The organism is Actinokineospora spheciospongiae (assembly GCF_003182415.1).
In the GTDB taxonomy this organism is placed as follows: domain Bacteria; phylum Actinomycetota; class Actinomycetes; order Mycobacteriales; family Pseudonocardiaceae; genus Actinokineospora; species Actinokineospora spheciospongiae.
Window position 1 is genome coordinate 50,950 of sequence record NZ_QHCP01000020.1, and the last position, 12,785, is coordinate 63,734.

At 73.0% G+C, this 12,785-nt stretch carries 12 protein-coding genes; 4 read left to right on the forward strand and 8 right to left on the reverse strand.

What is annotated here, in order from left to right:
* Positions 1 to 124 precede the first annotated feature (124 nt).
* A complete protein-coding gene (locus tag DFQ13_RS32000) occupies positions 125 to 661 on the reverse strand; it encodes an EF-hand domain-containing protein (RefSeq protein WP_035283141.1) in 537 nt (178 codons plus the stop codon).
* A gap of 458 nt (positions 662 to 1,119) precedes the next feature.
* Between DFQ13_RS32000 and DFQ13_RS32005 the strand changes: the two genes are divergently transcribed.
* Positions 1,120 to 2,349 (forward strand): nucleotide sugar dehydrogenase, encoded by a 1,230-nt coding sequence (locus tag DFQ13_RS32005; RefSeq protein ID WP_181400251.1) that lies wholly within the window; start codon positions 1,120 to 1,122, stop codon positions 2,347 to 2,349.
* Positions 2,350 to 2,443: 94 nt separating this feature from the next.
* Here the strand turns inward: DFQ13_RS32005 and DFQ13_RS32010 are convergent, their stop codons facing one another.
* The 4 genes from DFQ13_RS32010 to DFQ13_RS32025 all read right to left on the reverse strand — a co-directional run bounded on the left by DFQ13_RS32010 (position 2,444) and on the right by DFQ13_RS32025 (position 7,088).
* The gene (locus DFQ13_RS32010; protein WP_035283158.1) at positions 2,444 to 3,907 is read right to left on the reverse strand and encodes an AlkA N-terminal domain-containing protein; all 1,464 of its coding nucleotides are present in this window, start codon (positions 3,905 to 3,907) and stop codon (positions 2,444 to 2,446) included.
* A gap of 361 nt (positions 3,908 to 4,268) precedes the next feature.
* Positions 4,269 to 5,909 carry an ABC-F family ATP-binding cassette domain-containing protein gene (locus DFQ13_RS32015; protein WP_110082509.1) on the reverse strand — a complete coding sequence of 547 codons (1,641 nt, stop codon included), beginning with the start codon at positions 5,907 to 5,909 and terminating at the stop codon, positions 4,269 to 4,271.
* A complete protein-coding gene (locus DFQ13_RS32020) occupies positions 5,906 to 6,832 on the reverse strand; it encodes an alpha/beta hydrolase (protein ID WP_035283137.1) in 927 nt (308 codons plus the stop codon). Before DFQ13_RS32020 ends, DFQ13_RS32015 begins: the two co-directional genes overlap by 4 nt.
* A 34-nt stretch (positions 6,833 to 6,866) precedes the next feature.
* On the reverse strand, positions 6,867 to 7,088 hold the full coding sequence (locus DFQ13_RS32025; RefSeq protein WP_146241432.1) for a hypothetical protein: 222 nt from the start codon (positions 7,086 to 7,088) through the stop codon (positions 6,867 to 6,869).
* Positions 7,089 to 7,394: 306 nt separating this feature from the next.
* Here DFQ13_RS32025 and DFQ13_RS32030 point away from each other — a divergent pair, with 306 nt between their 5' ends.
* On the forward strand, positions 7,395 to 8,510 hold the full coding sequence (locus DFQ13_RS32030; RefSeq protein ID WP_110082510.1) for a S1 family peptidase: 1,116 nt from the start codon (positions 7,395 to 7,397) through the stop codon (positions 8,508 to 8,510).
* 46 nt (positions 8,511 to 8,556) lie between these two features.
* On the opposite strand, the gene DFQ13_RS32035 is transcribed toward DFQ13_RS32030, so the two are convergent.
* Positions 8,557 to 9,747 carry a cysteine desulfurase-like protein gene (locus tag DFQ13_RS32035; RefSeq protein ID WP_110082519.1) on the reverse strand — a complete coding sequence of 397 codons (1,191 nt, stop codon included), beginning with the start codon at positions 9,745 to 9,747 and terminating at the stop codon, positions 8,557 to 8,559.
* Positions 9,748 to 9,801: 54 nt separating this feature from the next.
* Here DFQ13_RS32035 and DFQ13_RS32040 point away from each other — a divergent pair, with 54 nt between their 5' ends.
* Positions 9,802 to 10,212 carry a DUF1707 SHOCT-like domain-containing protein gene (locus tag DFQ13_RS32040; protein WP_146241433.1) on the forward strand — a complete coding sequence of 137 codons (411 nt, stop codon included), beginning with the start codon at positions 9,802 to 9,804 and terminating at the stop codon, positions 10,210 to 10,212.
* A 54-nt stretch (positions 10,213 to 10,266) separates the two neighbouring features.
* On the opposite strand, the gene DFQ13_RS32045 is transcribed toward DFQ13_RS32040, so the two are convergent.
* Together DFQ13_RS32045 and DFQ13_RS32050 are read right to left on the reverse strand one after the other, a co-directional pair.
* Positions 10,267 to 11,160: a helix-turn-helix transcriptional regulator gene (locus tag DFQ13_RS32045; RefSeq protein WP_110082512.1), complete on the reverse strand. Its 894-nt coding sequence runs from the start codon at positions 11,158 to 11,160 to the stop codon at positions 10,267 to 10,269.
* A 60-nt stretch (positions 11,161 to 11,220) separates the two neighbouring features.
* On the reverse strand, positions 11,221 to 12,024 hold the full coding sequence (locus DFQ13_RS32050) for an SDR family oxidoreductase (protein WP_110082513.1): 804 nt from the start codon (positions 12,022 to 12,024) through the stop codon (positions 11,221 to 11,223).
* A 228-nt stretch (positions 12,025 to 12,252) separates the two neighbouring features.
* Here DFQ13_RS32050 and DFQ13_RS32055 point away from each other — a divergent pair, with 228 nt between their 5' ends.
* Complete coding sequence (locus DFQ13_RS32055; RefSeq protein WP_035283127.1) at positions 12,253 to 12,693, forward strand: SRPBCC family protein; 441 nt, start codon at positions 12,253 to 12,255, stop codon at positions 12,691 to 12,693.
* Positions 12,694 to 12,785 lie beyond the last annotated feature (92 nt).

Below are 12,785 nucleotides of genomic sequence, written 5' to 3' on the forward strand. Positions count from 1 at the left end.
GGTGCGCAAAACGCTCGGCTGGAACGTCCCAGCCGAGCGCCTCGCCGCGACGACCCCGACCCGGTCGGTCACCCGTGGTGCGACGGCCCCGGGAACCCCGGCTCGGAGTTTTCTCGGGCCGTGGTCAGCGGCCGAGCAGCGGGATGTCGTTCTTGCCCTGGTGGTAGTCGCGGACCGCGGTGACCAACTCCTCCACCGTGAGGCGGCCGCTGCCGTCGTTGTCGATGCGCTCGAAGGTGGTGTCGGCCTGCTTGGCGTCGACACCCACCGCCTTGAGCCAGCGCTGGAACTCCTGCGGGTTGACCTCGCCGTCGCCGTCGGTGTCGCACAGGTCGACGATGGCCTCGATGGTCGGGCGCAGGCTCCGGTCGAAGCCCGCGTCACCGCCGCGGACCACCTCGGAGTCGGCGGCCTGCATGAACTGCTCCTCGGTGACCGCGCCGTACGGGCCGACCCCGGTCATCTCGGCCAGCTTGTCCCACATGGACAGGTACGCCGTGAACAGCCTCCGCCCCTTGGGCGAACCCTCCTGCTCGCCGAAGTTCTGCAGCAGGCGCCGCGCCTCGGTCTCGTAGTCGGTCCGGTCGATGGTCCCGTCGCCGTTGGCGTCCCAGAGCTGGAAACGACGCTTCAACCTGCTGTCCTGGACACTTGCGGTCACGACCGTGCTCCTTCGCAGTCAGTGGAAAGTCCGGGGCGACCCGCGCCCCGGAAATCGACACTAGCAACGTTCCCGACATTCGGCGCACGTCTCACACCCCCTTTTCGGGTGCACTTCCGATCCAGTTGCACATGCCCTGAGCTGCGACGATACATGCGGGAAAGGGAACAATTCCTGCATGCGCGGAGGGTGACCGGAGACCTATCAATGGTGTGACGGGTCCTACCCGGGTCAGCGACTGCGGTGTTCGGAGAATGAAGACGAGAATGGCCGCACCAGTTGTTCCCGCCGGGGAAGGAAGTCCATGCCGCACCTCCGCGCAGTCGTGCCGAGCGCTGCCGCCGCCTGCCCGCCCGCCGCCCCCGCGGCCGGGGGCTCGCCGGACCGGGTGGTCGTCTCCCAGCACGGTTCCAAGGCCTGACAACCGGTTCCAGACCGAGCGGAGGGAAGCACCGAAGGTGGCCGTGGACCTGGTGGTCGTCGGATTGGGGTACGTGGGGCTGCCGTTGGCGGCGCGCGCCTGCGCGGCGGGGTTGACCGTCGTGGGCGTCGACACCGACGCGGCGGTGGTGGAGGCGTTGCGGGTCGGGCGGTGCCCGGTGCCCGGCGTCGACCCGGCCGTCCTGGCCCCGGAGCGCTTCACCGCGACCACCGGGTTCTCCGCCGTCGCCGCCGCCGACACGGTCGTCATCTGCGTGCCGACCGGTCTGGTCGACGGCGAGCCGGACCTGCGCGCGGTCATCGGCGCGGGCCGCTCGGTGGGTGAGCACCTGCGCCCGGACACGCTGGTGGTGCTGGAGTCCACCAGTTACCCGGGCACCACCGAGGAGGTCCTGCAACCGCTGCTGGCGGCGCGCGGCCTGGTGCCCGGGATCGACTTCAACCTGGCCTACTCCCCCGAGCGGGTCGACCCGGGCAACGGCCGGTTCGGGCTGCGCAACACCCCGAAGGTGGTCAGCGGCCTGACCCCGTTGTGCGCCAAGCGGTGCGCGGCCTTCTACGAGCAACTGGTGGACACCGTGGTGACCGCCGCCGGGATGCGCGAGGCGGAGACGTCGAAGCTGCTGGAGAACAGCTACCGGCTGGTCAACATCGCGCTGGTCAACGAACTCGCGGTGTTCTGCGAGCGGTTGGGCATCGACGTGTGGGACGTGCTGCGCTGCGCGGGGACCAAGCCGTTCGGCTTCGAGCCGTTCCGGCCCGGTCCGGGGGTGGGTGGGCACTGCATCCCGGTGGACCCGCGCTACCTGGCCGCGCGGGCGCGCGCCGAGGGGCTGCCGTGCTCGATGGTGAGCACCGCGCAGGAGGTCAACGCGGGGATGCCGGGGTACGTGGCCCGCCGGGCGAAGGACATGCTGGCGGCGGCGGGGGTGCCGCTGCCCGGGGCGCGCGTGCTGCTGGTGGGGGTGACCTACAAACCGGACGTGCCGGACCTGCGCCACTCGCCCGCCGTCGGGGTGGTGCGGGCGCTGCGGGCGCTGGGCGCCTCGGTGACCTACCACGACCCGCACGCGCCGGTCTTCGCCGTGGACGGCGAACCGGTGCCCGTCGAACCCGCGCTGGACGCGCCGGTCGACCTGGTCGTGCTGTTGCAGGACCACCGCTGCCTCGACCTGGCCGTGCTGACCCGGCAGCCGGTGCTCGACACCCGGGGTGTGCTGGAGGGAGACCTCGTCCGCAGGCTCTGATCGGGTGCCGCACCGGGAACACCCCTGTGGTGGGACCATCGGATGACTGTCCGAACCAGACTGTCCTGCCGGTCGGACCCGTCCCGGGAAAAGCTCAGGCGGGCTGGTTGTTCACCTGGAGTTCGTTGACAGACCACAGGTATTGCACGGCGTAGGCCCGCCACGGCCGCCAGGCGGCAGCGTGCGCGGCCAGGGTGGCGGGGGTGAACGGCAGCCCGAGGGTGCGGGCGGCGGCGCGGACCCCGATGTCGCAGGCGAGGAACGCGTCCGGGTCGCCCAGGGCGCGCATGGCGATGGTCTCCACGGTCCACCGGCCGAAACCGGGCAGCACCGCCAGCCGGGCCCTGGCGCGTTCCCGGTCGGCGCCCACCCCCAGGTCGATCGCCCCGCCCGCCAGTGCGGAGACCAGCGCGACCAGCGACTCCCGGCGCCCGCGGGGCAGCCCGAAGCGGTCCGGGTCCAGGGCGGCCAGGGTCGCCGGGAGCGGGAACAGGTGGGTCAGCCCGCCACCGGCGTCGGCCACTGGGTCGCCGTGCTCGGCAACCAGCCGGGCGATGTGCGTGCGCGCGGCGGCGGTGGACATCTGCTGCCCGACCACCGTGCGCACGGCGAGCTCGGCACCGTCGACGGTGCGCGGCACCCGCCTGCCGGGTTCGCGGCGCACGTGCGGGGCCAGCACCGGGTCGGCGGCGAGCAGGTCGTCCACGGCCACCGGGTCGGCGTCGAGGTCGAGCAGCCTGCGGCACCGGCTGATCGCCCGGGACAGGTCGCGCAGGTCGGTCAGCGCCAACTGGCAGGCGATGTGGTCGGCGGTGGGGCGCAGGGTGGCCACCCCGCTGCCGTGCGGCAGCCGCAGCGTCCGCCGGTAGGCGCCGTCGCGGAACTCCTCAACCCCGGGCACGGCGGTGGCGGCGAGGTGGCCGAACAGGTTGTCCGGGCACAGCGGTTCGCGGAACGGCAGCCGCAGCGAGATCACCCCCGGGCTGGCGACCTGCCTGCCCGCCCGCAGCCGCAGCTCGGTGGGCGGCAGCGCGAACACCTCGCGCACGGTGTCGTTGAAGGTGCGGATGCTGCCGAACCCGGCCGCGGCGGCCACCTCGCTCATCGGCAGCGCGGTCGTCTCGATCAGCAGCCGGGCCGTCTGCGCGCGCTGGGCGCGGGCCAGCGCCAGCGGACCGGCGCCGAACTCGGCCAGCAACTGCCGCTCCACCTGGCGCACGCTGTAGCCAAGCCGCGCGGCCAACCCCGGCACCCCCGCCCGGTCCACCACCCCGTCCGCGATCAACCGCATGGCCCGGGCCGCGAGGTCGGCGCGCTCGTTCCACTCCGGCGAACCGGGGCTGGCGTCCGGCCGACACCGCTTGCAGGCGCGGAAACCCGCGCTCTGCGCCGCGGCGGCACTGGGGAAGAACGTCATGTTCTCCGCCTTGGGCGGCATACTGGGGCAGCTGGGCCGGCAGTAGATCCGGGTCGTCCGCACCGCGGTGTAGAACCAGCCGTCGAAACGCGCGTCCTTGGAACGAACGGCACGCACGCAGCGATCAAAATCCTCATGCACCCGGTAGAGGATGATGGTCGCCACCAATGCACCGCTAGCGGTAAAACGACGCGGAGTTCCTACTTTCGGGTAGGGTCGCTTTCCCGCCGGCCACCGTGCGTGCCCGATCCCTCACCCCGGCGCGATCCCGCACTGTCCCGATCGGATGCTCGCGCAGGTTCCCCTGCGGTGTCGAGGATTCCTTTTCTTCCGGGTGACGAGCGGGGAAGCCGAGCCGGTCGCTTTCGTGGACAGTCCCGTCCACGATGTCCGCCCCACGCCCGGTGAACGCCCGTACGGTCTAACGGCGCGGCCCCCGAGGTGGGAGATCCCACTGCTCGGTGGCGATCCCTCATTCCGGTGGTGCCGCCGGGCTGTGGGGTCAGTCCCGTTCGCGGACGGTTCCTCCCGCGACCTCCACCCTGCGGTTGACCGAGACCGCGTCGAGCATCCGGCGGTCGTGGGTCACCAGCAGGAGGGTGCCGGGGTAGGTGGACAGGGCGCTCTCCAGTTGTTCGATGGCGGGGAGGTCCAGGTGGTTGGTGGGTTCGTCGAGGACCAGCAGGTTGACCCCGCGTGATTGCAGCAGGGCCAGTGCCGCCCTGGTGCGTTCGCCCGGGGAGAGGGTGGCGGCGGGGCGCAGGACGTGGTCGGCGCGGAGGCCGAACTTGGCCAGGAGGGTGCGCAGGTCGGCGGTTTCCCAGTCGGGGACGTGACGGCCGAAGGCGTCGAGGAGGGGTTCTTCGCCGAGGAAGAGGGCCCTGGCCTGGTCAACCTCGCCGACCTTGACGCCGGGGCCCTGGTGGGACTCGCCCTCCGCCAACTCCGCGCGGCCGAGCAGGGCGGCGAGGAGGGTGGACTTGCCCGCTCCATTGGCGCCGGTGATGGCGACCCGGTCCGCCCAGCCGATCTCCAGGCTGACCGGGCCCAGGGTGAACGTGCCCCGGCGGACGACGGCTTCGCAGAGGGCGGCGACGACCGCGCCGGTGCGGGGGGCGGCGGCGATCTCCATCCGCAGCTCCCACTCCTTGCGCGGCTCCTCGACCACCTCCAGGCGTTCGATCATGCGGTCGGTCTGGCGGGCCTTGGCGGCCTGCTTCTCGCTGGACTCCGCGCGCAGGCGCTTGCCGATCTTGTCGTTGTCGGGGGCCTTGCGCCGGGCGTTGCGGACGCCCTTCTCCATCCAGTTGCGCTGGGTGCGGGCGCGCGCCTCCAGGTTGGCCACCGTGCCCGCGTACTCCTCGTACCGCTCGCGGGCGTGCCTGCGGGCCACCTCGCGCTCGTCGAGGTAGGCCTGGTAGCCGCCGCCGAACTCGCGGATCTGCTGTTGGGCGAGGTCCAGCTCCAGGACCCCGGTGACGGTGCGGGCGAGGAATTCGCGGTCGTGGCTGACGACCACCGCGCCCGCGCGCAGGCCGGACACGAACGCCTCCAGGCGGGCCAGGCCGTCGAGGTCGAGGTCGTTGGTGGGCTCGTCGAGGAGGAACACGTCGTAGCGGCTCAGCAGCAGCGACAGCATGCCCGCGCGGGCCGCCTGGCCGCCGGAGAGGGCGACCATCTGCTGGTCGAGGCGCACGCCGAGGCCGACCTCGGTGGCGGCGTCCTCGGCTCTGTCATCCAGGTCCGCGCCGCCGAGGGCCAGCCAGCGCTCCAGGGCCACCGCGTACTCGTCGTCGGCGCCGGGGGTGCCCGCGCCCAGGGCCTCGGCGGCGGCGTCCATGACCCGCTGGGCCTCGGCGACGCCGGTGCGGCGGGCCAGGAACGCGGCCACGGTCTCGCCGGGGCGGCGGTCGGGTTCCTGCGGGAGGTAGCCGACGGTGGCGTCCTGCGGGCTCAGCCGGACCTCGCCCCCCTCGGCGGGCAGCAGGCGGGCGAGGGTGCGCAGCAGCGTCGACTTGCCCGCGCCGTTGACCCCCACCAGGCCGATCACGTCGCCGGGGGCGACGACGAGGTCAAGGCCGGTGAACAGCACGCGGTCGCCGTGGCCCGCGGCGAGGCCCTTGGCCACCAGGGTGGCGCTCATGCCAGCTCCGCCCGGAGGGTGGCCGCGACCTGGGCGATGGCGGCGCGGGCGGCGTCGAACAGGACCAGACCGCGGAAGAAGTCGTGCGCCTGGCCCTGGTAGCAAACCGACACCGTGGGCACGCCCGCCTCGGCCAGGGCGTGCGCGTACGCCTCGCCCTCCGGGCGCAGCAGGTCGTACTCGGCGGTGATGACCAGCGCGGGCGGCAGGCCCGCCAGGTCGGCGGCCAGCGGGGACAGGTCGGGGTGGGTGCGGTCGAAGCCCTCGGGGGCGAAGCTGTCCCAGCAGAAGCGGCCGTCGGCGACCTGCACCGCGCGCAGCTCCTCGGGCAGGCCGGGGACGGCGGCGGCGGACCGGTCGGCGGTGGGGTCGATCACCGGGTAGACCAGGACCTGGCTGGTGAAGCCCGCTCCGACGTCGCGCCAGCGGCGGGCGGTGACGGCGGCGAGGTGCCCGCCCGCGGAGTCGCCGACCACGGCGACGCGGTGCGGGTCGAGGCCGTGCTCGGCGGCGCCCTTGCCGCGCAGCCACAGCACGGCGTTGTCGATGTCCTCGAACGCGGCCGGGTACGGGTGCTCGGGGGCCAGCCGGTAGCCGACGGCGGCCACGGCGGCACCGGACAGCGCGGCCAGGTAGCGGCACACGGCGTCGTAGGTGTCGAGGTCGCCGTTGACCCAGCCGCCGCCGTGCAGGTAGACCACGACCGGGGCGCCGGACTCACCGGACTCGCCGGGCAGGTACAGCCGCACCGGCACACCCCCGGCGTCCACGTCGGTCACGGTGGCCACCTCGGTGCCCGGGCCGGACACCGCGCCCGCCTGCGCCCGCAGCAGCGCGCGCAGCCTGGGCAGGGACTCGCCGGTGACGGCCTCGCGCGGCGGCGCGGCGGCCAACACGGTCTGGACCTGGGGGTGCAGGGGCACCCGCCCCACCTCCGCTTCGCTCCGGCCGCCGCGGTCACTCCGGCGGCGGCACCGCGTCCATGATGTCCGACCGCGACACCCACTCGGGGACAGGCCCGTCATCCGGGCCCAGCGGGCGCAGCGGCAGGCCCAGTCCGCGCCGGGGCGGGCCCGCGACCATGCCGATGCCGATGAACCGGGCCCGGCCGCGGTGCAGGTCCCAGGTGTGGAAGGTGATGATCCAGCCCGGCGGCGGCCACCCCCCGACGACGTCCATGCCCATCCCCCGACCTCCACACGCTCATCACCGGGAGTGGCATCGCGACTAGCGGTCTTCACCCGAACAGGTCAATTGAAGAGCCTGTTCGAGCGATGGACAGTCAGTGGATTCGCCTACTCGTTTGCTGATCATCCGGTGGGAAAATTTCTGAACCGACTTTCGTAGGGTGCCCCACCTGGTCAAGCGCGATCTAGCGTTCCCCCCAACGGATGGTTACTCCCAGCGAGGGTTCCGCTGAACGGGGGACCGCCATTCGGCTTCCCGGGGCCTGCCCCGGGCCCTGCGAGCAAGGAGGAAGTCCCCATGCGCAGAAGTCTCGCCGGCGTCGCGGGTCTCGTCGGGTTGGCGGCCACCGCCGTGGTCACCGCCGGACAACCCGCGAGCGCCGCCCCTGGCGCACTGGTCCCGGCGTTGCAACGCGACCTCGGCCTCAGCACCGATCAGGTCGAGCAGCGGCTCACCCGGGAGAGCGCCGCCCGCGGCCTGCTCCCGGCCGCGCGGACCGCCGCCGGTGCCGCGTTCGGCGGTTCCTGGTTCGACCGGGGTTCGCTCGTGGTGGCGCTGACCGACCCCGCCCTGGCGGGCGCGGTCGAGTCGACCGGCGCCCGGAGCACCGTCGTGGCGCACACCGCGCGGGCCCTGGACGCCACCAAGGCCGCGATCGACGAGAAGGCCACCGCCACCGGGGCGCCGAAGGCCGTCACCGGCTGGTTCGTCGACCCCACCACGAACTCCGTGGTCCTCACGGTGATCAAGGGCGCGTCGGGCGCCGAGGTCACCTCGTTCGTCGACGGCGCCAAGGCCGCGGGCCCGGTGCGGGTCGAGGAGACCACCGCGGCGCCGCGCACCCTCGGCGGCCCGGTGACCGGCGGGAACGCCTACTACATCAACGGCGCCGGGCGCTGCTCGGTCGGCTTCTCGGTGTCCGGCGGCTTCGTCTCGGCGGGGCACTGCGGCTCCTCCGGCGACAGCGTCACCGGCGACGACGACTCGGCGATGGGCACCTTCCAGGGCTCGTCGTTCCCGGGCAGCGACTACTCCTGGGTGCGCACGAACTCCTCCTGGAGCGGGTCCCCGACGGTGAACGGGTACGGCAACGGCAACGTCACCGTGACCGGCTCGTCGGTGGCGGGCGTTGGCGAGAGCGTGTGCCGCTCGGGTTCGACCACCGGCTGGCACTGCGGCACCATCCAGGCCACCAACCAGACGGTGAACTACCCCGAGGGCACCGTCAGCGGCCTCACCCGGACCAACGCCTGCGCCGAGCCGGGCGACTCGGGCGGCTCGTGGGTCAGCGGCAGGCAGGCCCAGGGCGTCACCTCGGGCGGTTCCGGTGACTGCACCTCCGGGGGCACCACGTACTTCCAACCCGTCAACGAGATCCTGAGCGCCTACGGGCTCTCGCTGACCACCGGCTGACCGGGAGCGGGTCACACCCAGGCCCGCCCGGGGCGGGCCTGGGTGCTCACGCCAGGGCGGCCAGCAGTCGGTCCACATCGGACTCGTCGGTGTACGGGGCGATGCCCGCGCGGACGGCGCCCGCGTCCCCGAGCCCGAGGTGCCGCGCGCACTCCAGCGCGTAGAAGTTGCCCGAGGGCGCGTTCACCCCGGCCGCGGCCAGCAGCTCGCTCACTTCGCGCGGCGCCTTTCCCGCGACGCTGAACAGGACCGTGGGCGTGCGCCGCGCGGCGGTGCCGTGCAGCGTGATCCCGGGCAGGGCGCGCAGACCGGCCTCCAGGCGGTCGCGCAGGGCGGTCTCGTGCGCGTCCACAGCCGCCATCGACACCGCCAGCCGCTCCCGCCGGGTCCCCGCGCCCGGCACCAGACCGGCCAGGAAGTCCACCGCGGCGGTGGTGCCCGCCAGCGCCTCGTACGGCAGCGTGCCCAGCTCGAACCGCTCCGGCACCGCGTCCGACGACGGCAGCAGCTTGTCCGGCCGCAGCGCCTCCAGCAGCGCGGGCGCGGCGGCCAGCACCCCCAGGTGCGGGCCGAGGAACTTGTACGGCGAGCACGCGTGGAAGTCCGCGCCCAGCGCGCCGACGTCCACCAGGGCGTGCGGCGTGTGGTGCACCCCGTCGACGAACAGCAGCGCCCCGACCGCGTGCACGGCCTCGGCGATCGCGGGGACGTCGGGTCGGGTGCCCAGCAGGTTCGACGCCGCCGTCACCGCCACCAGCCGGGTGCGCGGGGAGAGCACCGCCTCCACGGCGGAGGTGGGCAGTTCGCCGGTCGCCGGGTCGAAGTCGACCCAGCGCACGGTCGCGCCGACCGCGCCCGCCGCCTGCACCCACGGGCGGATGTTGGAATCGTGGTCGAGCCGGGTCACCACCACCTCGTCCCCCGGCCCCCAGGACTTCGCCAGCACGCGGGACAGGTCGTAGGTGAGCTGGGTCATGCTGCGGCCGAACACGACCCCCACCGGGTCCACCGCGAGCAGGTCGGCCATCGCCCGGCGGGCGGCGCTCACAACGGCCTCCACGCGCAGCTCGGCCATGGTCACCGAACCCCGGTTGGTCAGCCCGGCGACCATGGCCGCGTGCACCGCGTCGGCCACCTCCAGCGGGACCTGCGACCCACCCGGTCCGTCGAAGTGGGCCGTGCCACCGGCCAGGGCGGGGAACCGGGACCGCACGCGGGCCACGTCGTAGGTGCTCACCACCGCAGGATAGGTACTCACCACAACCCGGGTGTCCTGCGTAGAGTGAGCACCATGGGGACAGGGCGTGAGGCTCGACTCCGGGTCGGCACCACGGACCGCGAGCGGGCGGTGGAGGCGTTGGGCGTGCACCTCGCCGAGGGGCGCCTGGAGGTCGGCGAGTACTCGACCCGCTGCGGGGCCGCCGCGGGCGCCCGGACCCGCGCCGACCTGCTGGACCTCTTCGACGACCTGCCCGCCCCGCATCCGGTCTTCGACAACCCCGCGCGGGCCGAGGTGGCCGTGGTCGAGCCCGAGCACAACCCGCTGCTGGAACGCGCGGCCCCGGAGCGGACCCGCAAGATCGTGCTGGCCTTCCTGGGCGTGGGCGTCGTCGGGGTGGTCGCGGTCGTGGCGGTCACCTCCACCTGGTGGGCGCTGGCCCCGATCCTGATCATCGGGTTCGTGTTCCTGCTGGCCAGCTAGCGGCTCGACCGGGTGATCGCTCTCGCTGCCCGGCGCCGCCGGGCCGGGGGTGGACTACCCGTCGTGCGCTTCGAGCTCGGTCGCCGGTGCCTGTCGGGTGGCTGCCCACGACGCCAGGAGCGCCAGGTTGTCAGCGGTCGGCGTGTCCACGGGTGCGGTGTAGACGTTCAGGAGCAGGCCGGGTTCGGCGGACAGCTCCATCGACTCGACGTCCAGGTCGAGCCTGCCCACCACCGGGTGGTGCACGCGCTTGCGCCCGGACCGGTGGAGCCGAACGTCCTGGGACGCCCACCGCTGCCGGAACAGCTCACTGCGCGTCGACAACTCACCCACCAGGGCGATCAGCTCCTCGTCGTGCGGGTCGCGGCCGGCCTCCATGCGCAGCTTCGCGGCCACATCGCAGGCGATCCGGTCGTAGTCGACGAAGAACGTCCTCGCCGCTCCCGGGTCCAGGTACACGAACCGCGCGGTGTTCGCGGGCCGTCGCGTGTCGGCCAGCACGGGTGAATACAGCGCGCGGGCGAGGTGGTTCGTGGCCAGGACGTCATAACGGCCGTTGCAGATCCACGCCGGGGCATCGGTGATGGCGTCGAGCACCCGTCGGAGCGCCGGACGCACCGTCACGGCGGGTCGCCGTCGGCGTGGACCGCCGGGCGCCCTGGACTGCCGCGCGAGGTGGAACAGGTGGTCGCGCTCGGCCTCGTCGAGCTGCAAAGCGGAGGCCAGCGCGTCGAGCACGCCGTCGGAGGCACCGGCGAGGCTGCCGCGCTCCATGCGCACGTAGTAGTCGACCGACACCCCCGCCAGCAGCGCCACCTCCTCGCGGCGCAGACCCTTGACCCGGCGATTGCCGCCGTAGGCGGGCAGGCCCGCCCGCTCGGGTGCGATGCGGGCGCGACGCGAGCTGAGGAACTCCCGGATGTCGATGCGCAGATCCGTCGTGGCCACCCCCTCACCGTAAGCCCGCCCCGCGGTCCGAGGGAGGCACTGCGGGTACCCCGACGCCCGCTAGGTGCCCGACGCGGTCGTGGCGATGCCGCCGTCCACCGGGACGATGCTGCCCGTGAGGTAGGCCCCGGCCCGGCTGGCGAGGAACACGGCGACACCCGCCATGTCGTCGTCGCGGCCGAGCCTGCGCAGCGGGGCCTTCGCCGCGATCGTGTCGCCGACGGCATCGATCGTGGCCGCCATCATCTGCGAGGGGAACACCCCTGGAGCCACCGCGTTCACCGTGACGTGCTGCGGGCCCAGCTCCCTGGCGAGCACCCTGGTGAGTTGGTGCAGTGCCGCTTTGCTGCTGGCGTAGGAGTAGTTGGGCGAATCGGCGACGTGGATGGCGGCGATGCTGCCGACGTTGACGACCCGCGCGGGATCATCGGCGGTGCCCGCCCTGCGCAGTGCCGGGAGCAGCGCCCGCACCAGCCAGAACGGCGACTTGAGGTTGAGGTCGAGCACCGCGTCCCAGGCCTCGTCCGGGAACGTCGCCAGCGGCTCGCGCCACATCGCTCCCGCGTTGTTGACGAGGATGTCCAGGCGTTCCGAGTCGGCCCCGACCAGATCGGCGAGGCGCAGGCACTCGTCGTGCCTGGACAGGTCGGCGGGGATCGCGCGGACGTCGCCGAACTCGGACAGCAGGCGCTGCGCCCGCGCGCACGCGTCCGCCTTGCGTGAGCTGACGACGACGCGGGCACCCGCCTGGAGCAGGCCGCGCGCCACCATCATCCCGATGCCCCGGGTGCCGCCGGTGACAAGGGCGCGCTTCCCGCTCAGGTCGAAGAGTTCCGCGTGGGTGGTGAATCGGTTGTCCGCCATCGGTCTCTTTTCCTCCTCGGTGCGGCTGGGAGCCGGCTCGACCAGGTTGACGGGCGTTGTGGACGTCTGGGAGACCCTGGTGGTACAGGCACTGCGAGAACCCCCCGCAGTCGACGTGCGGGCAGCCCGGCGGCCCCGAGCAGCAAGAGCGATCACCCGGTCGACGGTGCGCGTCGAGCCACCGGGTCTCGATCCCGGCCGGACCCGGATCGCGGTTAGGCTCCGGTCATGGCAGCCAAGCAGGTCTCCGACACCCGGGTCATCGCGACAACCCCCGAGGTGATCTTCGCCCTCCTCGCCGACCCCGCCCAGCACCCGGTGATCGACGGTTCCGGCACGGTCACCGGCGCCCGCCCCGGGGCGCAGCGGCTGGCGCTGGGGTCGAAGTTCGGCATGGACATGAAGATGGGCCTGCCGTACAAGATCCAGAACACGGTGGTGGAGTACGAGGAGGGCAGCCGCATCGCCTGGCGCCACTTCATGGGCCACCGCTGGCGCTGGCAGCTCGAAGACCTCGGCGACGGCACCACCAGGGTCACCGAGACCTTCGACTGGTCGACCGCCAAGTCCACCTTCGCCATCGAACTGGCCAAGTTCCCGGCCAAGAACCTCAAGGGCATCCGGGCGACGCTGGACCGACTGGAGGAAATGTTCCCCGGGTCGGCCTAGGGCGTGTCCTGCGGATCTTTCCCATGATCGTGTGCAGATGATGGGGTGTGGTCGGACGTGGTGAGCTGACGGACAAGGCCTGGGCTGCGATC